General features: G+C 71.0%; 22 protein-coding genes. 9 read left to right on the forward strand and 13 right to left on the reverse strand.

Annotation, left to right across the window (positions count from 1 at the left end; translation table 11 throughout):
- The first annotated feature begins 3 nt into the window (after nucleotides 1-3).
- Nucleotides 4-1,221 carry a radical SAM family heme chaperone HemW gene (hemW, locus tag ABD747_RS08375; RefSeq protein ID WP_344803318.1) on the forward strand — a complete coding sequence of 406 codons (1,218 nt, stop codon included), beginning with the start codon at nucleotides 4-6 and terminating at the stop codon, nucleotides 1,219-1,221.
- Nucleotides 1,222-1,270: 49 nt separating this feature from the next.
- Nucleotides 1,271-1,912: a hypothetical protein gene (locus ABD747_RS08380; RefSeq protein ID WP_344803320.1), complete on the forward strand. Its 642-nt coding sequence runs from the start codon at nucleotides 1,271-1,273 to the stop codon at nucleotides 1,910-1,912.
- A 32-nt stretch (nucleotides 1,913-1,944) separates the two neighbouring features.
- Here the strand turns inward: ABD747_RS08380 and ABD747_RS08385 are convergent, their stop codons facing one another.
- The 3 genes from ABD747_RS08385 to ABD747_RS08395 are packed head-to-tail and all read right to left on the reverse strand — an operon-like array spanning nucleotide 1,945 to nucleotide 3,732.
- A complete protein-coding gene (locus ABD747_RS08385; protein ID WP_344803322.1) occupies nucleotides 1,945-2,811 on the reverse strand; it encodes a TIGR03619 family F420-dependent LLM class oxidoreductase in 867 nt (288 codons plus the stop codon).
- A 32-nt stretch (nucleotides 2,812-2,843) separates the two neighbouring features.
- A complete protein-coding gene (locus tag ABD747_RS08390; RefSeq protein WP_344803324.1) occupies nucleotides 2,844-3,188 on the reverse strand; it encodes a nuclear transport factor 2 family protein in 345 nt (114 codons plus the stop codon).
- 43 nt (nucleotides 3,189-3,231) lie between these two features.
- Nucleotides 3,232-3,732 carry a carboxymuconolactone decarboxylase family protein gene (locus tag ABD747_RS08395; protein ID WP_344803326.1) on the reverse strand — a complete coding sequence of 167 codons (501 nt, stop codon included), beginning with the start codon at nucleotides 3,730-3,732 and terminating at the stop codon, nucleotides 3,232-3,234.
- A 47-nt stretch (nucleotides 3,733-3,779) separates the two neighbouring features.
- On the opposite strand from ABD747_RS08395, the gene pdxR reads away from it, so the two are divergent.
- Nucleotides 3,780-5,213 carry a MocR-like pyridoxine biosynthesis transcription factor PdxR gene (gene pdxR, locus ABD747_RS08400; protein WP_344803328.1) on the forward strand — a complete coding sequence of 478 codons (1,434 nt, stop codon included), beginning with the start codon at nucleotides 3,780-3,782 and terminating at the stop codon, nucleotides 5,211-5,213.
- 75 nt (nucleotides 5,214-5,288) lie between these two features.
- Here the strand turns inward: pdxR and ABD747_RS08405 are convergent, their stop codons facing one another.
- Entirely contained in the window at nucleotides 5,289-6,140 is an 852-nt protein-coding gene (locus tag ABD747_RS08405; RefSeq protein ID WP_344803330.1) for a DUF3097 domain-containing protein, read from the reverse strand.
- Nucleotides 6,141-6,226: 86 nt separating this feature from the next.
- Here ABD747_RS08405 and ABD747_RS08410 point away from each other — a divergent pair, with 86 nt between their 5' ends.
- Both ABD747_RS08410 and ABD747_RS08415 read left to right on the forward strand, forming a co-directional pair.
- A complete protein-coding gene (locus ABD747_RS08410) occupies nucleotides 6,227-7,237 on the forward strand; it encodes an aldo/keto reductase family protein (RefSeq protein WP_344803332.1) in 1,011 nt (336 codons plus the stop codon).
- 61 nt (nucleotides 7,238-7,298) lie between these two features.
- The gene (locus tag ABD747_RS08415; RefSeq protein ID WP_344803334.1) at nucleotides 7,299-7,913 is read left to right on the forward strand and encodes an LON peptidase substrate-binding domain-containing protein; all 615 of its coding nucleotides are present in this window, start codon (nucleotides 7,299-7,301) and stop codon (nucleotides 7,911-7,913) included.
- Between the two features lies 1 nt (nucleotide 7,914).
- Here ABD747_RS08415 and ABD747_RS08420 read toward each other — a convergent pair whose 3' ends face one another.
- The 5 genes from ABD747_RS08420 to ABD747_RS08440 all read right to left on the reverse strand — a co-directional run bounded on the left by ABD747_RS08420 (nucleotide 7,915) and on the right by ABD747_RS08440 (nucleotide 13,125).
- A complete protein-coding gene (locus ABD747_RS08420; protein ID WP_344803336.1) occupies nucleotides 7,915-8,970 on the reverse strand; it encodes a LacI family DNA-binding transcriptional regulator in 1,056 nt (351 codons plus the stop codon).
- A gap of 55 nt (nucleotides 8,971-9,025) precedes the next feature.
- Nucleotides 9,026-9,850: a class I SAM-dependent methyltransferase gene (locus tag ABD747_RS08425; protein WP_344803338.1), complete on the reverse strand. Its 825-nt coding sequence runs from the start codon at nucleotides 9,848-9,850 to the stop codon at nucleotides 9,026-9,028.
- A gap of 96 nt (nucleotides 9,851-9,946) precedes the next feature.
- Nucleotides 9,947-10,789, reverse strand: coding sequence for a sugar phosphate isomerase/epimerase family protein (locus tag ABD747_RS08430; protein ID WP_344803340.1), 843 nt, complete (start codon nucleotides 10,787-10,789; stop codon nucleotides 9,947-9,949).
- Nucleotides 10,786-11,979 (reverse strand): dihydrodipicolinate synthase family protein, encoded by a 1,194-nt coding sequence (locus ABD747_RS08435; protein ID WP_344803342.1) that lies wholly within the window; start codon nucleotides 11,977-11,979, stop codon nucleotides 10,786-10,788. The genes ABD747_RS08430 and ABD747_RS08435 overlap by 4 nt, the downstream gene beginning before the upstream one ends.
- 3 nt (nucleotides 11,980-11,982) lie before the next feature.
- On the reverse strand, nucleotides 11,983-13,125 hold the full coding sequence (locus tag ABD747_RS08440) for a Gfo/Idh/MocA family protein (protein WP_344803344.1): 1,143 nt from the start codon (nucleotides 13,123-13,125) through the stop codon (nucleotides 11,983-11,985).
- A gap of 127 nt (nucleotides 13,126-13,252) precedes the next feature.
- Between ABD747_RS08440 and ABD747_RS08445 the strand changes: the two genes are divergently transcribed.
- The 4 genes from ABD747_RS08445 (at nucleotide 13,253) to ABD747_RS08460 (ending at nucleotide 17,787) form a co-directional block, all read left to right on the forward strand.
- The gene (locus ABD747_RS08445; RefSeq protein ID WP_344803346.1) at nucleotides 13,253-14,311 is read left to right on the forward strand and encodes a LacI family DNA-binding transcriptional regulator; all 1,059 of its coding nucleotides are present in this window, start codon (nucleotides 13,253-13,255) and stop codon (nucleotides 14,309-14,311) included.
- 315 nt (nucleotides 14,312-14,626) lie between these two features.
- Complete coding sequence (locus ABD747_RS08450) at nucleotides 14,627-15,916, forward strand: ABC transporter substrate-binding protein (protein ID WP_344803348.1); 1,290 nt, start codon at nucleotides 14,627-14,629, stop codon at nucleotides 15,914-15,916.
- 4 nt (nucleotides 15,917-15,920) lie between these two features.
- Entirely contained in the window at nucleotides 15,921-16,877 is a 957-nt protein-coding gene (locus ABD747_RS08455; RefSeq protein ID WP_344803350.1) for a carbohydrate ABC transporter permease, read from the forward strand.
- Nucleotides 16,870-17,787: a carbohydrate ABC transporter permease gene (locus ABD747_RS08460; RefSeq protein ID WP_425562503.1), complete on the forward strand. Its 918-nt coding sequence runs from the start codon at nucleotides 16,870-16,872 to the stop codon at nucleotides 17,785-17,787. Before ABD747_RS08455 ends, ABD747_RS08460 begins: the two co-directional genes overlap by 8 nt.
- A 269-nt stretch (nucleotides 17,788-18,056) precedes the next feature.
- On the opposite strand, the gene ABD747_RS08465 is transcribed toward ABD747_RS08460, so the two are convergent.
- The 4 genes from ABD747_RS08465 to ABD747_RS08480 are packed head-to-tail and all read right to left on the reverse strand — an operon-like array spanning nucleotide 18,057 to nucleotide 21,993.
- On the reverse strand, nucleotides 18,057-19,085 hold the full coding sequence (locus tag ABD747_RS08465; RefSeq protein ID WP_344803353.1) for a LacI family DNA-binding transcriptional regulator: 1,029 nt from the start codon (nucleotides 19,083-19,085) through the stop codon (nucleotides 18,057-18,059).
- 56 nt (nucleotides 19,086-19,141) lie between these two features.
- Complete coding sequence (locus ABD747_RS08470; RefSeq protein WP_344803355.1) at nucleotides 19,142-19,882, reverse strand: ThuA domain-containing protein; 741 nt, start codon at nucleotides 19,880-19,882, stop codon at nucleotides 19,142-19,144.
- 15 nt (nucleotides 19,883-19,897) lie between these two features.
- Nucleotides 19,898-20,965, reverse strand: coding sequence for a M24 family metallopeptidase (locus tag ABD747_RS08475; protein WP_344803357.1), 1,068 nt, complete (start codon nucleotides 20,963-20,965; stop codon nucleotides 19,898-19,900).
- On the reverse strand, nucleotides 20,962-21,993 hold the full coding sequence (locus tag ABD747_RS08480; protein WP_344803359.1) for a LacI family DNA-binding transcriptional regulator: 1,032 nt from the start codon (nucleotides 21,991-21,993) through the stop codon (nucleotides 20,962-20,964). Before ABD747_RS08480 ends, ABD747_RS08475 begins: the two co-directional genes overlap by 4 nt.
- Nucleotides 21,994-22,041: the final 48 nt, after the last annotated feature.

Below are 22,041 nucleotides of genomic sequence, written 5' to 3' on the forward strand. Positions count from 1 at the left end.
CCGGTGCCCGGCGCGCTGCCCGAGGGCGACCCCGCGCCGCCGGACGGCGCGTTGCCTCCGGCGGCGCTAGCCGGGCGGGGCGCACGCCCATTCGGCATCTATCTGCACGTCCCGTTCTGTACGGTGCGTTGCGGTTACTGCGACTTCAACACCTATACGGCGGCCGAGCTGGGTGCGGCCCCGGGCACCAGCCAGGACGCGTACGTCGCCGCCGCGCTGGCCGAGATCGACCTCGCCGGCCGGGTGCTCGGCGATCGCACGCCACCGGTGGACACCGTGTTCGTGGGCGGTGGGACGCCGACCCTGCTGGCACCCGAGCGGCTCGGCCTGCTGCTGGACCGGGTGCGAACCGTCTTCGGGCTGGCGTCGGACGCCGAGGTGACCACCGAGGCCAATCCGGAGTCGGTCGACGCCGGCGGGCTGGCCCGCCTCCGCGAGGTGGGGTTCACCCGGATCTCGTTCGGGATGCAGTCGGCCGTGCCGCACGTGCTCGCCACGCTGGACCGGGTGCACTCGGCCGGCCGGCCGGCGCAGTGCGCGGCCGAGGCGCGGGCCGCCGGATTCGAGCAGATCAGCCTCGACCTGATCTACGGCACGCCGGGGGAGTCCGCTGCGGACTGGGAGACCAGCCTCGACACCGCGCTGGCCGCGTCGCCGGACCACCTGAGTGCGTACGCGTTGATCGTCGAGGACGGCACGCCGCTGGCCCGGCGCGTCCGGCGCGGCGAACTGCCGATGCCCGACGACGACGACCTCGCCGACAAGTACCTGGCGGCAGAGGAGCGCCTGGTCGGCGCCGGTTTCGCGGCGTACGAGGTGAGCAACTGGGCGACCTCGCCCGCCGCCCGCTGCCGGCACAACATCGGCTACTGGCGTTCGGCGGACTGGTGGGGGATCGGACCGGGGGCGCACAGCCACGTCGGCGGCACCCGGTGGTGGAACGTGAAGCACCCTCGGGCGTACGCCGATCGGCTGGCGGCGGGGACGTCGCCGGCGTACGCCCGCGAGGTGCTCGGGGCCGACGTCCGGCGGATCGAGCGGGTGCTGCTCGAGCTGCGGATGTCCGACGGGCTGGACCCGGCCGTGCTCATTCCTACCGAGCTCGCCCGGGTGCCCGACCTGATCGTTCGCGGGCTGCTGGAGCCGGGCGGGGGTCCGCTCCGGCTCACACTGGCCGGCCGGCTGCTGGCCGACGGCGTCATCCGCGACCTGCTGGACTGACCGGGTCTGCGCCGTCGGCCCCGGCGGAGCGCCCGTAGGGTCGAGCAGTATGAGACTTCCCGCGGGCCTGTACGCGCAGCGCCGGGGCAGGATGGCCGGCCAGCTGCTCGCGGATCTGTCGATGGTCGTCTGGGTGGTCCTCTGGTGGTTCGTCGGACGGTTCACTCAGCGGACCATCGACGCCATCGCCGACCCGCTGCGTACGTCGGGGGAGCGGGCCGCACAGCTGACCGAGCAGGCCCGCCAGGCGGCCGAGCAGGCCGGCCGCGTGCCCGGGATCGGCAGCGAGCTGCGCAAGCCGTTCGACGGCGCCGTCGACTCCCTGTCGGGGGTGACCACGGCGATCAGCCAGCAGATCTCGTCGATCGAGCACGCGGGTCTGCTGCTCGGCTGGCTGGTCTTCGCGATTCCGGTGGTGATCCTGCTGGTGATCTGGCTGCCGCTCCGGGTCCGGTTCGTCCGGCGGGCCCGGGCGGCGCAGGTGTTCATCGACGCCCAGGCGGACCTGGATCTGTTCGCCCTGCGGGCCATGGTGGGCCAGCCGATGCACGTGATCGCCAAGATCAGCGACGATCCGGTGGCCGCCTGGCGCCGCGGCGACCGGGACGTGATCCGGGCGCTGGCCAACGCGGAACTGAGGCGCACCGGGCTGCGGCCACCAGTGATCGACCGGCGTGATCGACCTGCGTGATCGACCGGCCTGACAGACCGCCGGCCGCGTGCTCAGCCGCCCCAGATCGCCCTGGCCTCGGCGACCAGATCGAGCATCGCCTCGGTCGCCGGATCGAGGGAGATGATGAGGTCGTTCACGCCGAGCCGGTCGTACGCCTCGAACGCGCGGGCCATCGCATCGGCGGATCCGCCGTCGATCCGGTCCGGTCGACCGAGGTCCCACTCCATCCCGACGGTGAGCCGCAGCGTCGCCGGGTCGCGCCCTTCGGCGTCGAGGGCGGCCCGCAGGTCGGCCAGCCGCTCGTCGAGCTGCCCGTCGGGCATCCCGAACCACGCGGTGTTCCAGGCGTCCGCGTGACGAGCGGTCAGCGCCAGCATCCGCGGGCCGCGCCCCGCGACCAGGATCGGCACCCGGCGTCGCGGTGCCGGCAGCAGCACGGCGTCCTCGGTCCGGTGGTAGCGGCCGTCGACGGTGACCCGCTCGCCCCGCAACAGCGGCGCGATGATCTGCAGCGCCTCGTCGAACCGCGAGGCGCGGTGATCGGTGGGGAAGCCGAACGCCGCGTACTCGGGATCGTGCCAGCCCGCGCCCACGCCGAGGATGAGCCGGCCGTCGCTGACCTCGTCGGCGGCCGCGGCCATCTTGGCCGTCAGCCCCGGGTTGCGGAACGAGGCGCAGAGGACGAGTTGGCCGAGCTCGACCCGGCTGGTGGTCGCGGCAAGCGCGGACAGGATCGTCCACACCTCGTGGGCCGCGCCCTCGGGCCGCTCCGGGAAGCGGAACAGCAGATGGTCGCAGACCCAGAGCGAGTCCAGCCCGACGGCCTCGGCATGGGTGGCGAACGAGCGCATCGCCGGCCAGCCCGGCGTCGGCGCCGAGCCGTCCGACATGGAAGGGACGATCACGCCGAGTCGCATGACGCGAGCCTAACCGCCGCCCCGGCGCCGGCTCACGGGCCGAGGATCGGGCGCGGATCGAACGCCGCTCGGATCCGGGTGATCGTGCCGTCCTCGACGTGGCTCCAGTTGGCGGTCGGCACGGTCGTGTCGCCGACGACCAGGTCATACCAGGTGATCACGTCGGTCTCGTCGGCCACCATGGCTCGGATCTCCAGCCGGCTGATCATCTCGGCCATGCCCTGCAGGCCGGCGACGCAGGCGTCGGCATCCGCGGCGGTGCCCATCGGTCCGGCGAAGGTGGCGTCGTCGGCGAGGATGCCGCGCAGCCGCTCCCAGTCGCCCTGTTGCCACGCGTCGAAGTACGTCCGGGCCAGCTCTTTCGGGGTGGTACTCATCGTGTGTCTCTCCTTCTATCTCTCTTTCCGTCTCCGCCCCGCGTCACGGCTGGTACGAGCCCGGCTCCCAGGCTCGGGTGCTGACGCCGATCGCGTTCCAGGCGTTGATCGTCACGATCAAAGCAGTGAGCGCCGACAGTTCCTGCGCCGAGAAGTGCTCGGCGGCGGCCGCATGGTCGGCATCCGGCACGTGGGTCTCGCTGAGCCGGGTCACCGACTCGGTCCAGGCCAGCGCGGCCCGCTCCCGGGCGTCGAAGAGCGGGGTCTCTCGCCACACGGCCACCGCATAGAGCCGCTGTTCGGTCTCGCCGACCGCGCGCGCGTCCTTGGTGTGCATGTCGACGCAGTACGCGCAGCCGTTGAGCTGGGAGGCACGCACCCGCACCAGCTCGCGAAGCCTGGGGTCGATGCCGGCCCTGTCGAGTTCCTTGGTGGCCGCGTGGTCCAGCGACGACATCGCTCGGCTGAAGGCCGCCGCGTGCTGGTCGAGGTCCAGCCGGACGGGGATCCGGCTGTCAGTGGTGGTCGCCATCGTGGTTGTCATGTCATCGACGCTACGGCCGGAGTGTCCCGGCGCTAAGGTCCAATTCCATGGCAGATTCTCGGGCCAATTCCACGCCGTCCATCGCCGGGGTCGACCTGCACCTCGACGTGGACGTCCGTCGTCCGCGGGCCGGGCTGGAACGCGCTCTTCGCTCCGCGGTGCAGAACGGGCGGCTGGTCGCGGGCACGCGGCTCCCGGCGTCTCGGACGCTGGCCGCCGACCTCGGGATCGCCCGGAACACCGTCGCCGAGGCGTACGCGCAGCTCGTCGCGGAGGGCTGGCTCACGGCCCGGCAGGGGTCGGGGACCAGGGTCGCCGCGCGTCCCCACCGGAGCGCCCCGCGGCAGCGCGAGCAACCCGCGGTCCGCCGGTCGGCACAGCAGGCCCGGCGGCCCCGCTTCGACCTTCGTCCCGGCGTGCCGGACCTCGCGGCCTTCCCGCGGGCCGGCTGGTCCGCGGCCCAGCGCCGCGCGCTGGCCGGAGCGCCGCACCAGGTCTTCGGCTATGACCCGATCGGTCCGGCGAGTGTCCGGCAGGCGGTGGCCGGCTACCTCGCCCGGACCCGCGGCGTGGAGACCGACCCCGGGCGGATCGTGCTCACCTCGGGCTTCACCCAGGGCCTACGGGTGGTGGCCGGCGTCCTCGCCGATCGGGGCCACGCCTCGATCGGGATCGAGGCGTACGGCCACGACGCGCATCGGCGCGTGCTGCTGGCGGCCGGTCTCGCCCCGCGCCCGCTGTCGGTCGACGCGCACGGGGCGCGGGTGGAGGACCTGCCGTGCACCGACGCCCGGGCGGTCGTGCTCACCCCCGCCCATCAGTTCCCGCTGGGTGCGGTCCTCTCGGCTCGCCGCCGCCAGACCGCCTGCGGCTGGGCCGCCGGCGCGGAGGGCTACGTGATCGAGGACGACTACGACGGCGAGTTCCGCTACGACCGGCAGCCCGTCGGCGCGATGCAGGCGCTGGACCCGGAGCGCGTCGTCTATGCGGGTTCGGTCAGCAAGACCCTGGTGCCGGGCGTCCGGGTCGGCTGGCTCGTGCTGCCGGATGCTCTGGTCGACGACGTGGTCGCAGCGAAGTCGAGCGAGGACGCCGGCAGCGGTGTGCTCGACCAGCTGACGGTGGCCGAGCTGATCCGCAGCGGGGACTACGACCGGATCGTCCGGCGGATGCGGCTGACCTACCGCCGGCGCCGTGACCGCCTGGTGAGCGTGCTCGCGGAGCAGGCGCCGGACACCCGGGTCAGCGGCATCGCCGCCGGCCTGCACGCGCTGGTCGAGCTGCCGGCGCGGCTCACGGAGGACGGGGTGGTCGCCGCCGCTGCCGCGCGCGGTCTGGCGCTGGAGGGGCTGAGGACGTTCGCGGGCCTCGATCCGGTGGATCGCACCATGCCGCCCGCCCTGGTGGTCGGCTACTCCCGGCCGGCCGATCACGCCTACACCGGGGCGCTCGCCCGGCTGGTGGCCGCGCTCAGCGGCTGAGCGCCCCAAGCGCGACGAACAGGCCGAGGACCCCGACACGAGGCATCGATCTCCTCGAGGGCGAGCGCGGGCCGGTCAGCTCCCCGGTTCCACGGTGACGAAGTCGATCAGCTGCTCGACCACGTTCAGCAGCGGCAGCTCCAGGTCACGCCAGCTGCTGACCCGGCTGAGGATCTGCTGCCAGGCGGCCGCGATGTCGCGCTGGTCGTCGTGCGGCAGCCCGAGCACCTCACAGATGCCGTGCTTCCACTCGACGTCGCGCGGGATGTCCGGCCACCGGGCGAGGCCGACCCGGGCCGGTTTCACCGCCTGCCAGATGTCGACGTACGGGTGGCCGAGCACCAGCACGTGGCCGCCGCCGGGACCTTTCGCCACCTGGTCCGCGATCCGGCTCTCCTTGCTGTTCGGCACCAGATGGTCCACGAGCACCCCGAGCCGCCTGGTCGGTTCGGGCGAGAACTCCGCGACCACGTCGGGCAGCTCGTCGACCCCATTCAGCAGTTCGACGACGACACCGACGTCGCGAAGGTCGGCACCCCAGATCTTCTCGACCAGCTCGGCGTCGTGCCGGCCCTCCACGAAGATCCGGCTCGGCAGCGCGATCTTTGCCCGGGTTGACGACGGGGCCGCGATCGAGCCGGACGCGGTCCTGCGGACGGTCTCGGCCGGCGGCGCGGTCGGCAGCCGGAGGGTGACCGGCTTGCCCTCGTACCAGAACCCCGGCCCGATCGGGAAACTTCGCCGCTTGCCCTTCCGGTCCTCGAGCACGACCAGGCCGTTCTCCCAACGCATCACCTCGCCGACGTACCCGCTGCTCGGGTCCTCGAGCACGAGCCCCCGCCGAAGGGGCAGGTCGACGCTGACCGGCTTGCCGGCTTTCTGCCAGCCGGGGCTCAGGACGTCGCTGCCGTATCGATCGTGAGGCACCCCGGCAGCCTAAGCGCGGCACCCGCGACCGGACCGCAGCGCAACGCCCGATGAATCGTTCCACCGGAAACGGGTAGGTTCGTGTCATGGACTTCCGATACCTCGGCAACTCAGGCTTCAAGATCTCGACCATTACCTATGGCAACTGGCTGACCCACGGCTCTCAGGTGGAGAACGAGCAGGCCAATGCCTGCGTCCGGGCCGCGCTGGATGCCGGCATCACCACGTTCGACACCGCCGACGTGTACGCGAACACCAAGGCCGAGACCGTGCTCGGCGAGGCGCTGAAGGGTGAGCGGCGCGAGTCGCTGGAGATCTTCACCAAGGTGTTCGGGCCGATCGGTCCGAAGGGTCACAACGATCTCGGCCTGTCCCGCAAGCACATCATGGACGCCGCGCACGGCTCCCTGCAGCGGCTGCAGACCGACTACATCGACCTCTACCAGGCGCACCGGTACGACTACGAGACGCCGCTGGAGGAGACCATGCAGGCCTTCGCCGACCTGGTCCGGCAGGGCAAGGTGCTCTACATCGGGGTCAGCGAGTGGACTGCCGACCAGCTCCGCGCGGGCGCCGCCCTGGCCAAGGACCTCGGGTTCCAGCTGATCTCCAACCAGCCGCAGTACTCGGCCCTGTGGCGGGTGATCGAGGCCGAGGTGGTGCCGACGTCTCGTGAGCTCGGCATCTCCCAGGTGGTCTGGTCGCCGATCGCCCAGGGCGTGCTCACGGGCAAGTACAAGCCGGGTGAGCAGCCACCGTCGGGCTCCCGGGCCACCGACGACAAGGGCGGCGCGAACATGATCAAGCGCTGGATGCGCGACGACGTGCTGGAGCGGGTCCAGCAGCTGGCCCCGCTGGCCGACGAGGCCGGCCTGACCATGGCCCAGCTGGCTGTCGCCTGGGTGCTGAACAACGACAACGTGGCGACCGCGATCGTCGGTGCTTCCCGGCCCGAGCAGGTCACCGACAGCGCTGCGGCGGCCGGGGTCACGCTGGACGCGGACCTGCTCGCCAAGATCGACGAGGCGCTGGATCCGGTGGTCGAGCGCGACCCGGCGAAGACCCAGGAGAGCTCGCCCAAGACGCGGGAGGCCTAGCGCGGGGCTGTCGGGGCGGAGTCGCTGCGTGCGCGGCCGGCTGTCGTGGTTGGCTTGGGGCGTGGCGACCCTGCCCATGTTCCCGCTCGGGTCCGTGCTCTTCCCGAACATGCCGTTGCGGTTGCGCGTGTTCGAGGAGCGCTATCTCGTCATGCTGTCGGAGATGCTGAAGCACGAGCGCGGTGAGTTCGGCGTCGTGCTGATCGAGCGCGGCCACGAGGTGGGCGGCGGCGAGCATCGGTTCGACGTCGGCACGACCGCCGAGATCACCGAGCTGGGCTCGCAGGAGGGCATCGTCGGCCTCCAGGCGCAGGGGCATCGACGATTCCGGGTGGTCGAGTGGCTGCGGGACGATCCGCACCCGAGCGCGGTGGTGACCGAGTTGGCCGACTTCGACTGGGATCCGGCGCTGGAGCCACGACTGCACGAGGCGGAACGGACGGTTCGGCAGGCGCTGGCGGCGGCGAGCGAGTTCGTGGAGTCCTCCTGGCCACCGGACGTGGTGCTCGCCGACGAGCCGGTGCCGCGGCTGTGGCAGCTGGCCGGGATCTCGCCGATCGGCCCGATGGACCAGCTCAGCCTGCTCGGCGCGGCCAGCCTGACCGAGCTGGTCGAGCGGCTGATCGAGCTGACCGGGGAGGCCGCGGCGACCTACGGCGCACCCTGGCCGGACTGACTCAGCCGGCCGCCGGGCCGGTGGTCGATCTGGCCACCAGCTCCATCGGCAGCAGCACCTGCCGCGGCGTGGCCTCCGGGTCCAGCAGCAGCTCGCCGACCAGCCGGCCCTTGCCGCCGATCGGCTGACGCATGGTGGTCAGCCCGGCGGGGGCCGCCGCCGGGATGTCGTCGAATCCGATCACCGATAACCGGCCCGGCACCTCGATGTCCTCGGCCCGGAACACGTCGAGCGCTCCCAGCGCGATCACGTCGCTCAGGCCGACCATCGCGGTCGGCGCATCCGGCCCGTCGATGACGTGGTCGAGGATCCAGCGGGCCGCGCTGGCGCCGGACGCCGTGGCGTTGTGACCGGCCGAGACGACGATCAGTTCCTTCGGCATGACCGCCTGCAGGCCCCGCAACCGTGCGGCGCAGTCGATGCAGTCGATCGCGGCCATCGGCAGCCGACGCGCCGGACTGCCGGCCGGCGCGTTGGTGTCGGCGACGACGACGATCCGGCGGTGACCGAGCCGAACGAGCTCCTCGCCCAACCGCCGGCCGGCCGCCTCGTCGTCGACGGCCACCCAGCTCTCGTCGGGATCGTCGCTGATGTTGGTGCCGACCAGCCGGATGCCTCGGGTCCGGGCCAGCACCCTGGCCGGGTGATCGTCCGCGACACACAGCGTCGTCATCGCGTCGATCGCCGCCTGGCGCACGGTGACCAGGTCCGGTTCGGGGTCGGAGTCGTCGCTAGTCCACGGCAGCGGAATCAGCACGATGCTGGTGCCGCGCTGCTCCACCACCTCGGCCAGACCGGCGAGGAAACCGATGGCATACGGGTCGGAGAAGGCGTACGAGAGCCGTTCTGTCAGCAGCACGCCGACGGCATCGGTCCTGCCGCTCCGAAGCGCCCGGGCGGCCGCGTCCGGTCCGGCATAGCCGAGTTCCTCCGCGGTGGCGAGGATCTTCGCCCGCAGCTCGGCGGACAGTTGTCCGGGCCGGTTGTACGCGTTGGAGACCGTGGCGACCGACACGCCGACCGCCTCGGCCACCGTCTTCGCCGTTACTCGACCCATATCGCTCCGCCTCCTTGTGCGCTGTAACGATATAGCGCGAGCGAAGCGCCGCGGCTCAGCGCCAGAGGTCGAGCCTGATCGGGCGCATGGTCTCGCTGAAGCGACCGTCGGGTGCGCTGTCGACCAGCAGGGCCCGCAGCTCCGCGTCGAAGTCCTCGAGCCGGTCGCCGAACAGGTGCGGTGCGGCCCACGACAGTGAATGCAGGGCGGCGACGATCTGGTCCACGCCGCGCTGGACCCGCCAGCCCGGCACCGTGATCGATTGCGGGCCATGGAAGCCCGCCTGGCGATAGATGGTGTTCTCGTCGCTCCGCCCGGGCGGACGTACGCCCTGGCCGGCACGTCGCCGCGGGCCGAGATAGCGCGCCACCAGCTGCTCGACGGCGGCCCAGGGCGGCGCCGCGACGTCGCCCGGATCGTCGCCCTCGTGGGTCTCGGCGCTGACGTGGACCAGCGCACCGTCCGGTTCGAGCATCGTGCGCAGGATCCCGGCGACCCGCGGGCGGTCCATCCAGTGGAACGACTGGGCCAAGGTGATGACCCTCGCCGGCGGCAGGTCGGCCGGCAACTGCTCGGCCCGGAGCCGCCGCCACTCGACGTTGTCGATGCCGCGGAGTCCGGCCAGCCGCGCCGCCTCGTGGAGCATGTCGGGATCGGCGTCGACGCCGATCGCGGTCTGGACGTACGGCGCCAGCAACAAGATGACCGATCCCGGACCGCAGCCGACGTCCAGCAAGGTGCCGGTCCCGTCGAGTGACAGCGCGTCGACCAGCGCCTCCACCATCGTCGGGGGATAGGCGACCCGGCCCACCGCGTAGTGGCGGGCGCTCCCGGCGTACAGGCTCGGGTCCCAGGACCAGGTCGGCTCGTCGTCGGGCATCGCCCAAGAATGCCAGCTTCCCCCGCACGCCCCCCGAGAGTTGTCAGGCTCTCAGCTCGCTATAGCTCGCCGAGAGCCTGACAACTCGGAGAAACGTCAGCAGAGGAAGGGCTCCACCAGGTCGGCGTAGCGGGCGGCCATGGTGGCGAGCACCTGCTCGCCGGGCGCCGCCCAGACGTCGGCGTTGAAGATCTCCACCTCGACGTCACCGGCGTAGCCGGTCTCGGCCACCCATCGGGTGATCGCGGAGAAGTCGATGTGCCCGTCGCCCATCATCCCGCGGGCGAGCAGCGAGTCGGCCGGCAGCGGGGTGATCCAGTCGCAGACCTGATAGCTGTGGATCCGGGAGCCGGCGCGGGCGATCTGCTCGCGCAGGGCCGGGTCCCACCAGACGTGGAACGTGTCGAGCACGACTCCGACCTCGTCGGGTGCGAATTCCTCGGCGATGTCGAGCGCCTGGCCGAGGGTGGAGACCACGCCGCGATCGGCGGCGTAGATCGGGTTCATCGGCTCGATCCCGAGCGCGACCCCCCGCTCCTTCGCGTACGGCACCAGCCGGCCGATCGCCTCCGCCGCTCGCCGGCGGGCACCCGCCAGATCGCGATCGCCGGCCGGCAGCCCGCCCGGAACCAGGCACAGCGTGACCGCACCGATCACCGCCGCCTCGTCGATCGCCCGCAGGTTCTCCGCGTGGGCGGCCTCGATCGCGGCGGGATCGGCGGCGGTGAAGAAGCCTCCCCGGCACAGCGACGACACCCGCAGCCCGGCGTCGGCCAGCCACTTCCGGGCGTTCTCGACCCCGGCCTCGGCCAGCGGCTCGCGCCAGACCCCGATGCTGGAGAGGCCGGCGGCCACACAGCCGTCGATCGCCTCGCGCAGCGACCATGCGTTGGTCGTCTTCTGGTTCAGCGCCAGTCTGTTCTGCGCGGGCGGGCTCATCGCGCGATCCCGGCGGCGTCGAGGATCAGGCCCAGCCGGTGCGCGGCGAGCCCGGGGTCGGGGAGCAGCCGGGCGGTGTTGGCCAGCTCGAACACCCGAGCCAGGTGCACGGGGGAGCGGGCGGCCTGCAGCCCGCCGACCATGGTGAACCCGTCCTGGTGGCCGCAGAGCCAGGCCAAGAAGGCGATCCCGGTCTTGTAGTAGAAGGTCGGCGCCGCGAAGACGTGCCGGGACAGCTCCAGGGTGGGCGCCATCTCCGCCCGGTACGCCGGCAGGTCGCCGGCGTCCAGCGCGGTCAGGGCGGCCGAGGCGGCCGGCGCGATGGCCGCGAACGCCCCGAGCAGTGCGTCGGAGTGATGCGTCCCGTCGCCCTCGATCAGCTCCGGGTAGTTGAAGTCGTCCCCGGTGTAGAGCCGGACGCCCTCGGGCAGCCGCTTGCGCAGCCCGATCTCGTGCTCGGCGGAGAGCAGCGACACCTTCACCCCGTCGATCTTGTCGGCATGGCTGTGCAGCAGGCCGACGAAGGTGTCGGTGGCGATGTCGACGTCCGCACTGCCCCAGTAGCGGGCCAGGCTCGGGTCGAACGCCTCGCCCAGCCAGTGCAGCACGACCGGCCGGCTGACCTGGGTCAGCAGCGTGTCGTACACCCGCAGATAGTCCTCGGCGCTGCTCGCCGCCGCGGCGAGGTGCCGAGACGCCATCAAGATCACCTGCGAGCCGGTGCCCTCGACGAACTCCAGCTGCTCGAGATAGCCGGCGAGCACCTGATCGAGCGAGACCGGTGCGGCCGGCAGCTGGTCGGTGCCGACACCGGACGCGATCCGGGCCCCGACGGCCAGCGCCTGGCCGGCGCTACGGGAGATCAGCTCCCGGGTCGCGGCCCAGTCCAGGCCCATGTTGCGCTGGGCGGTGTCCATCGCCTCGGCCACGCCGAGGCCGTAGCGGAACAGGTGGCGGCGAAACGCCAAGGTGGCGTCCCAGTCGATCACGGCCGGTGCGCCGGGCACGTTCTCCCCGTGCGGGTCGGCGACCACGTGAGCCGCTGCGAACGCGATCCGGCTGGTGTACGGCTGGGGGTGCTCGGCCCAGGCGCGCGGATCGGCCAGCTCGACGGTCCGCAGACTTCCGTCGGCCTGGGGCAGCCGGACGGTGCCGGTGCCGAGGGAGGGGGCGGCGAGAGAGGTGGTCATGGCTCAGAGCTGCCCGATCTCGACCCGCCGGCCCTCGTCGGAGGACCGCAGGCCGGCCTCGACCAGCTGCAGCCCGCGGACGCCGGCGGCGAGGTCGTAGGAGTGCGGGCGGCCGGCGTCGACGTCGGTGAGGAACTGCTCCCACTGGGCGCGGAACCCGTTCGGGTAGTCCTCCAGGTCCGGCACCTGCTCCCACTGTGCGCGGAAGTCCTGATCGGTCGGCAGGTCCGGGTTCCAGACCGGCTTGGGGGTCTGCGCCCGGGGCTGGATCCGGCAACCGAACAGGCCGGCCACCGCAGAGCCGTGGGTGCCGTCGACCTGGAACTCGACCAGCTCGCCGCGGTCGACCCGGACGGCCCAGGACGAGTTGATCTGGGCGATCACGTTGCCGGTGAGCTCGAAGATGCCGTAGGCGGCGTCGTCGGCGGTGGCGGTGTAGGCCTTGCCGTTCTCGTCCCAGCGCTCCGGGATGTGGGTGACGGCCTTGGCGGTCACCGCCTCGACCCGGCCGAACAGGTTCTCCAGCACGTAGTTCCAGTGGCAGAACATGTCGAGCACCATGCCGCCGCCGTCCTCGGCGCGGTAGTTCCAGCTCGGCCGCTGGGCCGGGATCACGTCGCCGTCGAACACCCAGTAGCCGAACTCGCCGCGGACCGAGAGGATCCGGCCGAAGAAGCCGAGATCGATCAGCCGCTTGAGCTTGACCAGGCCGGGCAGATAGAGCTTGTCGTGCACCACGCCGGTGATCGTTCCGGCCCGCTCGGCCGCGGCGACCAGCTCCAGACCGTCGGCGACCGACTCCGCGATCGGCTTCTCGGTGAAGATGTGTTTCCCGGCCGCGATCGCCCTCAGGATCGCGCCCTTGCGGGCCGAGGTGACCTGGGCGTCGAAGTAGATCTGGGCGGAGGGATCGGCCAGCGCCTCGTCGAGATCGGTGGTCCAGTCCGCAACCCCGTGCTGCTTGGCCAGCTCAGCCAGCTTGTCGGCGTTGCGGCCGACGAGCACCGGCTCGACCTGGATCCGGTCGTCGCCGACCGGCACGCCGCCGGCGTCGCGGATCGCCAGGATCGACCGGACCAGATGCTGCCGGTAGCCCATCCGCCCGGTGACCCCGTTCATGATCACCTTGATCGTCCGCTCTGCCATGTCGCTCCTTGATCGTCTGGTCGGTGGAATGGGGCGTAAGCGCTTAACGAAAGCGCTTACGTCAGCGTACGCTACGGTAGGCTGACGGTGCAACAGGCGATCGAGATCGATGGGGGAGGTGCGGGAGATGTCCAACAGCACGACGAGCCTGCGCCTCGCGGACGTCGCCGAGGCGGCGGGGGTCTCGCTGGCGACGGCATCGCGATCGCTGCGCGGGCTGACCGGAGTGAGCGACGAGGTCGCCGCCCGGGTGCGCAAGGTGGCCGAGGACATGGGCTACGTGGTGAACACGCACGCCCAGTCGCTGGCCGGCGGGGCGACCTCGATCGCCGGGCTGATCGTGCACCAGATCGACGATCCGTACTTCACCGAGATCGCCGCCGGCGTCGTGCACGCGGCCGAGGAGCGCGGACTGATCGTCCAGGTGGCCCACTCCGGGCGCGATCCGCAGCGCGAGCTGCGTCAGCTCCGGTCGCTGGCAGCGCAGCGCGCGCGGGCGATCATCGTGGCCGGCTCCGGCTATGTGGACGCTCACCTGGAGGCGGAGGCGCGCCGGCTGCTGGCGACGTACGAGCGCAACGGTGGCCGGGCGGCGGTGATCGGCCGGCACCAGCTCGGCGTGGACGCCCTGTTGCCCGACAATCGCGGGGCCGCACTCGCCGTCGCCCGTCATCTGGTCGAGCTCGGTCACACCGACGTGACGATCCTCTCCGGGCCGGAGACGCTGACTACCGTGCAGGACCGGCTGGGCGGCGCGGTCCAGGTGTTCGCCGAGGAGGGGGTTCGCCACCACGTGGTGGCCACCGACTTCACCGCCGCGGGAGCCGGTCCGGCTGCCGTCCAGGCGCTGCAGGCCTGGCCGGAGACGACCGCCGTGCTCGCCCTCAACGACTCGATGGCGATCGCGACCCTGGTCGCCCTCCGGCGCTCCGGCATCTCGGTCCCCGGCGACGTCTCGGTCGCGGGCTTCGACGATGTGGCCGTCGCCGAGCTGCTGTTCCCGAGCCTGACCACCGCCCGGTTGCCGCTGGCGGAGATGGGTCGAGAGGCACTGGACCTGGCCACCCGGCCCGCCGCAAGCCGCCCCCGGCGGAAGACCGTCGCCGCCCAGTTGATGCGCCGGGAGTCCACCGCCCCGCCCCGGTCCGACGGGCCGCTGCGGGTTCGCACCGCGTCCGCATCCTGAGCTCCGACTGCGCACGCGCGCTCTGGTCACCGCGTCCAGCGGCGATGTGGGGCGGGCACGGCCAGAAGCACCGGCTCGACCCGCTCCGGCTGGGCTGCGGCGCAGTTGGAAGAGAGTGTACGAAAGCGCTTGCGCAATCGCTTTCGTTCTTCTAGAGTCTAGTTTCAGAGGGCGGGCCGAACCGAGGTGACAAGCACCGGGCCCACGCCGGAGATCCACTCCAGATCCGACCCGCTCACCGATTGACACCCGCGAGGGACCCGGCATAGTGTCCGGGAAAACGTTTTCCGCAACGATGAGGGAGAAGTCATGGCCGTGAACCGCAGGCAGTTTCTACTGGGCGGCCTGGCCGCTGCCGCCACCACGATCGGGCTGGTGGGCTGTGCGCCCGGCTCGGGCAGCTCGGGCGGGGGCGCGAGCAGTGGCGGGGGCGATCTGACGTTCGCCTGGTGGGGCAACGACGTCCGCAACAAGAACACGACGTCGGCCATCGATGCGTACAAGCAGGCGAATCCGGGCGTTTCGATCTCCCCGCAGCCGGGCGAGTGGGCGAGCTACTGGGACAAGCTGGCCACCCAGGTCGCCGGCAACACCGCTCCGGACATCATCCAGATGGACATGGCCTACATCAGCGAGTACGGCAATCGCGGCGCCCTGCTGGACCTCTCCGGCGTGAACACCTCGAAGTTCGTCGACGGCACGGTCGAGTCGGGCAAGATCAACGACACCCTCTACGGCGTCAACGCCGGCATCAACACCGTCACCATCATGGCCAACCCCAAGGTGTTCGAGAAGGCCGGGATGGACCTGCCGGACGACACGACCTGGACCTGGGACTCGCTGATCGACACCGCCGCCGAGGTGGCGTCGAAGGCGAAGCTCACCTTCGGCGCGGCGTCGCTGTTCAACTCCGACGCGATGTTCTCCGCCTACCTCCGGCAGAACGGCAAGCAGCTGTTCACCGCGCAGGGCCTCGGTTTCGAGGCCGGTGACGCCCAGGCCTGGTTCGACCTGATGGTCAAGGGTCAAAAGGCCGGCGCGATCGGCACACCCGCCCAGCTGACCGAGGAGGCGACCAAGTCGCTGGACCAGTCGACGCTCGCGGTCGGCACTGGTGCGATGCAGACGTACTGGTCGAACCAGGTCGAGGCGCTGAACAAGGCGGCCGGCACCGAGCTGAAGATCCTGCGCTTCCCCTCGCTCGCCGGCAAGGCCACCGAGCGCAAGGCCTGGTACAAGGCGTCGATGCTGTGGTCGGCGTCCGCGCGGACGAAGAACCCGGACGCGGTCGTGGCCCTGATCGATTGGTGGGTGAACTCCACCGAGTCCGCGAACATCAACCTGGCCGAGCGCGGCGTCCCGGCCAACGGCGACATCCAGTCCGCGATCACCCCGAAGCTGTCCGGCGCGCAGCAGGGCGTGCTGAAGTTCATCAACGACATCAAGCCGGAGCTGTCCGACACCCCGATCGCCCCTCCGCCCGGCGGCGGCAAGCTCGGCGACGTGATGCTGCGCTACCAGACCGAGGTTCTCTTCGGCCGGCAGAGCACCGCGGACGCGGCCCAGAAGTTCGTCGACGAGATGAAGTCGAACCTCCAGGGCTGATGACATGAGTGCGATCTCTGAGCTCTCCCACCTGAAGGTCGACAAGGCCAGGTCGCCGGAGGAGCGTGCGCAGCGCCGGAAGGAGGCCGGTCGGGACAACAAGGCCGGCTATCTGTTCCTGGCGCCGTGGTTGATCGGCTTGGTGGTGATCACGATCGGTCCGATGATCGCGTCGCTGTATCTGTCGTTCACCTCCTACAGCCTGATCCAGGCGCCGAAATGGATCGGTCTGGATAACTATCTCCGGATGTTGTCGGATCCGCGGTTGCATCACTCGTTGAAGGTCACGTTCATCTACGTGTTCGTCGGGGTGCCGTTGCAGCTGATCTTGGCGTTGGCGATCGCGTTGTTGCTGGACAAGGGGATGCGCGGGCTGGCGTTCTATCGGTCGGTGTTCTATCTGCCGTCGATGCTGGGCGGCTCGGTCGCGATCGCGATCATGTGGCGGCAGATGTTCGGCACCGACGGGTTGTTCAATCAGATCCTCCGGCTGGTCGGGATCGACTCCCACGTCGGCTGGATCTCGGACCCGAAGTACGCGCTCTGGACGATCATCCTGCTGCACGTGTGGACGTTCGGGTCGCCGATGGTGATCTTCCTCGCCGGGCTCAGACAGATTCCGGGCATGTACTACGAGGCCGCGGCGGTCGACGGGGCCAGCCGGTGGCGCCGGTTCGCCAAGATCACCCTGCCGCTGCTGTCGCCGATCATCTTCTTCAACCTGGTGCTGCAGATCATCGGCGCGTTCCAGTCGTTCACCCAGGCCTACGTGGTGTCCAACGGCACCGGTGGGCCGGCTGACTCGACCCTGTTCTACACCTTGTACCTGTACCAGAAGGGCTTCGGCCAGTTCCAGATGGGCTACGCCGCGGCGATGGCATGGGTCCTGGTGATCATCGTCGGCGCGCTGACCGCGATCAACTTCTTCCTCTCCAAGTATTGGGTCTTCTACGATGACTGAGACACAGCTCCAGGCCGAGACCAGCCCACTGACCGTGGGCGCGGACACCGCCCCAGCCCAGGTCGACCGGGGCAGGCCGGTCGGCCGACACGCCCGGTCCATGCTGAAACACGTCCTGCTGATCGTGGCCAGCTTCGTGATGATCTATCCGCTGCTCTGGCTGGTGGTCTCCTCGTTCCGGCCCACCGACGTCATCTTCCGGACCCCAGGCCTGTGGCTGAACGACCTCGTCCTGGACAACTACACCCAGGGCTGGAACGCGCTCAGCGCACCGTTCGGCCACTACATCATCAACTCGGCCATCGTGGTCGTGGGCGCGGTCGCCGGCAACCTGTTCGCCTGCTCGCTGGCCGCGTATGCGTTCGCCCGGCTGAGGTTCCGGTTCAAGACCGTGTTGTTCTCCATCATGCTCGTCACGGTCATGCTGCCGATCCACGTCGTCCTCGTCCCGCAATACATCTTGTTCAACAACCTCGGCTGGGTGAACACGTTCGTGCCGCTCATCCTGCCCAAGTTCCTGGGCACCGACGCGTTCTTCGTCTTCCTCATGGTCCAGTTCATCCGCGGCATTCCCCGCGAACTGGACGAAGCCGCTCGGATCGACGGCTGCGGCCACTGGCGCATCTTCGCCCGCGTCATGATCCCCCTGATGGGACCCGCGCTGGCCACCACCGCCATCTTCACCTTCATCTGGACCTGGTCGGACTTCTTCACGCCGCTGATCTATCTCACCGACCCGAACTCCTACACGGTCCCGGTGGCTCTCCGTTCGTTCCTCGACGCCACCAGCGGCAGCAACTGGGGCGCGATGTTCGCCATGTCCGTCGTCACCCTCATCCCGCTGTTCATCGTCTTCCTCTTCGGCCAGCGATTCCTCGTCAAGGGCATCGCCACCACCGGCGGCAAGTAGGAGGTCGAGAACCGTCGATCACCGACCTCGGGCCGGCACGCAACTCCCTCGCGTGCCGGCCCGAACTTCGTGCGCGAATGGTTTTCGCGAGTGCGCCGGGTCGCCGCCACCGTCGCACTCCGCACCGCGGAGGGCGACTCCGCACCCCGCGCGCAGGGTGCGGAGTCGATGTACGAGGTGCGGAGTCGATGTACGAGGTGCGGAGTGTGGCGCGCACGGCCGGGCGGGGTGCGGAGTCGCTGCACCGGAACCTGCCCGATCCGAGAGCGTCAGCGAGGGCTGGGTGGGGCGGAGGTGCCGCGGCGCTCGATCGCGGGACGGAACACCAGCGGCTCGCCGGCGGGCTCGCGGTTGAGCAGCCGCCACATCCGCCGCCACGCCTGCTCGCCGAGCTCGGTCACGGGCACGGCAGCGGTGGTCAGCGGCGGGGTGGTGTAGCGGGCGAACGGGATGTCGTCGAAGCCGACCACCGACAACTGCTGCGGGACCGTGACCCCGCGCTCGCTCAGCGCGCTGAGCAGCCCCATCGCCACCAGGTCGTTGAAGGCGACCACAGCAGTCGCGGCGGTCGCGAGCACAGCGTCGGCGGCGTCGTACCCGTCGGCGAAGTTCACCCCGCACGGCAGGGTCTCGATGGCGACGTCGGCGCGGTCGCGGAGGAAGCCGTCCAGCGCGGCGAGCCGGCGGACGTTGGACGCGCTCTGCGGATTGCCGGACAGGAAGACCATCGAGCGGTGACCGTCGTCAAAGAGCAGGTCCAGCAGCCCCCGCAGGCCGGCCTCATAGTCGGCGGTGACGACCGGGGTCGTGGTGGACGCGCCCGCGTCGCGGCTGACCAGGACGACAGGGTCCAGCTCGGCGAGCAGCGCCTGCAGATCGTCCTCGGCCATCCGCGGTGAGACCAGCACGATCCCGTCGCAGCGCCGGCGGGTCTCGACGGCGAGGATCCGCTCGTCGGTGACCGACTCGGCCGAATCAGCGATCAGGACGTGATAGCCCTGCTCGCCGGCGCCGTGACTGAGCCCGCGCAGCACGCCGTGGAACGTCGGGTTGCCCAGATCGGGGACGACGACCGCCACCGTGTTGGTCTTGCCCAGCACCAGGCTGCGAGCGAGGGGACTGGCACTGTAGTTGAGTTCCTCGGCCGCGGCGCGGACCCGCACCGCGAGCGACTCGTCCACGCTGCGTTTGCCGTTCATCACTCGCGACACGGTCGCGAGCGAAACGCCGGCACGGGCCGCGACGTCCGCGATGGTCGGCTGTCCCGCCCGCTGGCCGGCTCGTTCTGGAGATGGCACCTGCTTATCGTGCCCAATGACGAAAGCGTTTTCCAGCCCGACAGGCCGGGCGATGATCAGGCCGGTCGGAACCAGTCGAGCGGCTTGTCCCGCCGCTCCGGTCCTATCCGGGGGTGGCTCGGACGGGCCGCGGGCGCGGTCCAGGCGACGGCGTTGCCGATCACCCGCCGGACGATCGGGTCGTGATAGATCGGGTACTCCTCGTGTCCGGGACCGAAGTAGAAGACCCGGCCGCGGCCGCGCCGGAAGGTGACGCCGGACCGGAACACCTCACCGCCGCCGAAGCTGGAGATGAAGACCACCTCGTCGATCTGCGCGATGTCGAAGGGCTCGCAGTACATCTCCGAGTCCGCCATGACGATCGGACTCGGCACGCCGGCGGTGATCGGGTGGTCGGCGGCGGCGGTCCAGACCAGCTCGCTGTCCCCGTGCCGGAAGCCGGCGCTGCGGCAGGACGATCCGATCACCGCGCGGAAGGGCTTGGAGTTCAGGGAGGAGTGCAGGGCGATCAGTCCCATCCCGTCGATCACCCGCGCCCTGACCGCGGTGGCCCAGCGGTCGTCCACCTCGCCCTGCCGGGCATGTCCCCACCAGATCAGGACGTCGGTCTCGTCCAGCACGTCGTCGCCCAGACCTTGATCGGGCTGGTCCTGGGTCCGGGTCCGGACCTCGAAGCGTCCGTCGTCGGCGAGCCCGGCGGCGATGGCGCCGTGGATGCCGTCGGGGTAGACGGCGGCGATCTCCGGCTGGTGCCGTTCGTGGTAGTTCTCCGACCACACGGTCACGCGGATGGGCACGTCGACTCTCTCCTGTCAGGCGATCGTGAGCAGATCGGGCCGGCGCCGGCCGCCCACGTCGCGGGTGGGCCAGGCCGGATCCGCGGTCAGCATCTCGAGCCCCGAGTCGGTGAGCAGCACGGTGTCCTCGACCTTGGCGCCGTCGCCGGTGGGGTTCCAGGAAAACGCCTGGCCGGCCACGATCACGTCGTCGGTGCCGTCGCTCGCCCGTGGGTCCCGGCCGGCGTAGCCGGCCACGCCGCCCTGGTGGTGCCGCTGCCACTCCTCGGCGTCGAACCCGTTTCGGCCGTACGCCGCGCAGCCCGTCGCGAACACCTCGGACAGCACCGCGCCGGGCACGGTCGCGTCCAGAAAGGCGGCCTCGACGGCGAGGATCCGTTCGTGGCCGTCGATGTCGGCCGCGGTCGGCGTCCCGAACACGACGGACCGGCTCACGTTCACGATCAGGCCGTGCCGGCGCGCGCAGAGCACGACCAGCGCTCGGCGGCCGAGCTGGGCCGCGGTCGGCAGCGGGTGCCGGACGAATTGGCGGGACTCGCCGCCGACCAGCACGACAAGCGGCTCTGCCGCAGCCGTCACGATCCCGGCCGAGATCGCGGCCGCGAGCTCGGTCTCGGTCTGCTCGGGTCGGGCGGCGGCGAGGACGCCGGTGATCATCCGGGCCGCATCCGCGGCCAGGGCGCGGAACCGGGCGGTCTCGGCGGGCAGCAGCGGAGCCCGCAGCCGCCGCAGGTCGTCCAGCGCGTCCTCCTCTTGCAGCGTGCGGGAGCCGGCGGGCAGCGGCAGGGCGGCATGCCAGGGCACCGTCCGGACCGCCATGCCGGCGGGCAGTTCCTCGGCGATCAGGCGCTCCGACTCGTTGCCGGTGGTCACGAGCTCCTCGCCGTCCCGATCGACGATGACCGCGGCGATCGGCGGGGCGGCCAGGCTGACGTGGGTCCGGGCGCCGTCGAGATACCAGCCCAGGCTGGTCGCGGTGGTCAGCACGAGCCGGTCCGCGCCACGGCGGTCGAGCAGGCCGAGTAGCCGCTCGCGCTTGAGCTCGCGGTCGGTGCGGGTGCGAACGGGTGTCGTGGAGGTCACGATCGGCTCCTGGTGGTTCCGGATGGGGTGCTGCGCGCCCGGGCGGTGCTGGCGCGGGTGACGAGTCGCGGCCGGATCAGGACGCGGTCGTGCGGGTGGCCGCCGGCGAGGATCGCCCGGAGCCGTTGCCAGGCGAGCCGGCCCATCTCTTCCTGCGGCACGGCGGCCGTGGTCAGCGGGGGAGCGGTGAACCGGGCATACGGGATGTCGTCGAACCCGGTCACCGAGATCTCGCCGGGTACGTCGGTGCCGAACTCGTGCAGCGCGCCGAGCAGGCCGACCGCGACCACATCGTTGAACGCCATCACCGCCGACACCTCGGCATCCAGCACCCGGCCGGCAGCCTCGTGCCCGTCGGTGAACATGGCGCCGCACTCCAGCTCCAGCAGCTCGACCCCGGCCGGGAGGTTGCGCAGGCCGCTCAGCCGGTCGGTGTTGGAGGCGCTGGCGGGCGGGCCGGCCAGGTAGGCGATCCGCCGGTGGCCGAGCCCGGTCAGGTGTCGCAGCAGGTCGCGCATGCCGGAGGCCCAGTCGACGTTGAGGAGGGGCAGCCCTGCCTCCTCCGCGTTGCGATTGAGCAGGATGACCGGCTGCAGCTGTGGCAGCAGCTCGACCAGCTCCTGCTGCGGCATCCGTGGTGCGCACAGCACGAGCGCGTCGCAGCGCCGGCGGGTCTCGATCGCCAGCGGCGCCTCGTCGGCAGCCCGTTCGGCGCTGTCGGCCACCAGCACCCGGTAGCCCTCGTCGGCCGCCGCCAGACTGAGCCCGCGCATGGCGCCGTGAAATGCCGGATTGGTCAGGTCGGGCACCAGATAGCCGACGGTGTGCGTCCGGCCCAGGGCCAGGCTCCGGGCCGCGGCACTGGGCCGGTAGTCCAGCTCGTCCGCCGCGGAGCGCACCCGGGCGGCGATCTGCGGGTCCACGGTCGCCAGCCCGTTCATGACCCGGGAAACGGTTGCTCGCGAAACCCCGGCGCGGCTGGCGACATCGCCGATGGTTGCGCCGGTCGTTCGTCGCGCCGGAGGCATCGACCACCGTCCCTTCGCCCTCGCCGAACCGAATATTGCATGACAGAA

This window comes from Microlunatus ginsengisoli, from assembly GCF_039537205.1.
In the GTDB taxonomy this organism is placed as follows: domain Bacteria; phylum Actinomycetota; class Actinomycetes; order Propionibacteriales; family Propionibacteriaceae; genus Microlunatus; species Microlunatus ginsengisoli.

Excerpts from the sequence above, each read along its gene's own strand:
- ABD747_RS08380 (WP_344803320.1), top strand. The coding sequence starts at position 1,271 with ATGAGACTTCCCGCGGGCCTGTACGCGCAGCGCCGGGGCAGGATGGCC.
- ABD747_RS08385 (WP_344803322.1), bottom strand. The coding sequence starts at position 2,811 with ATGCGACTCGGCGTGATCGTCCCTTCCATGTCGGACGGCTCGGCGCCG.
- ABD747_RS08390 (WP_344803324.1), bottom strand. The coding sequence starts at position 3,188 with ATGAGTACCACCCCGAAAGAGCTGGCCCGGACGTACTTCGACGCGTGG.
- ABD747_RS08395 (WP_344803326.1), bottom strand. The coding sequence starts at position 3,732 with ATGACAACCACGATGGCGACCACCACTGACAGCCGGATCCCCGTCCGG.
- pdxR (WP_344803328.1), top strand. The coding sequence starts at position 3,780 with ATGGCAGATTCTCGGGCCAATTCCACGCCGTCCATCGCCGGGGTCGAC.
- ABD747_RS08410 (WP_344803332.1), top strand. The coding sequence starts at position 6,227 with ATGGACTTCCGATACCTCGGCAACTCAGGCTTCAAGATCTCGACCATT.
- ABD747_RS08420 (WP_344803336.1), bottom strand. The coding sequence starts at position 8,970 with ATGGGTCGAGTAACGGCGAAGACGGTGGCCGAGGCGGTCGGCGTGTCG.
- ABD747_RS08425 (WP_344803338.1), bottom strand. The coding sequence starts at position 9,850 with ATGCCCGACGACGAGCCGACCTGGTCCTGGGACCCGAGCCTGTACGCC.
- ABD747_RS08430 (WP_344803340.1), bottom strand. The coding sequence starts at position 10,789 with ATGAGCCCGCCCGCGCAGAACAGACTGGCGCTGAACCAGAAGACGACC.
- ABD747_RS08435 (WP_344803342.1), bottom strand. The coding sequence starts at position 11,979 with ATGACCACCTCTCTCGCCGCCCCCTCCCTCGGCACCGGCACCGTCCGG.
- ABD747_RS08440 (WP_344803344.1), bottom strand. The coding sequence starts at position 13,125 with ATGGCAGAGCGGACGATCAAGGTGATCATGAACGGGGTCACCGGGCGG.
- ABD747_RS08445 (WP_344803346.1), top strand. The coding sequence starts at position 13,253 with ATGTCCAACAGCACGACGAGCCTGCGCCTCGCGGACGTCGCCGAGGCG.
- ABD747_RS08455 (WP_344803350.1), top strand. The coding sequence starts at position 15,921 with ATGAGTGCGATCTCTGAGCTCTCCCACCTGAAGGTCGACAAGGCCAGG.
- ABD747_RS08460 (WP_425562503.1), top strand. The coding sequence starts at position 16,870 with ATGACTGAGACACAGCTCCAGGCCGAGACCAGCCCACTGACCGTGGGC.
- ABD747_RS08480 (WP_344803359.1), bottom strand. The coding sequence starts at position 21,993 with ATGCCTCCGGCGCGACGAACGACCGGCGCAACCATCGGCGATGTCGCC.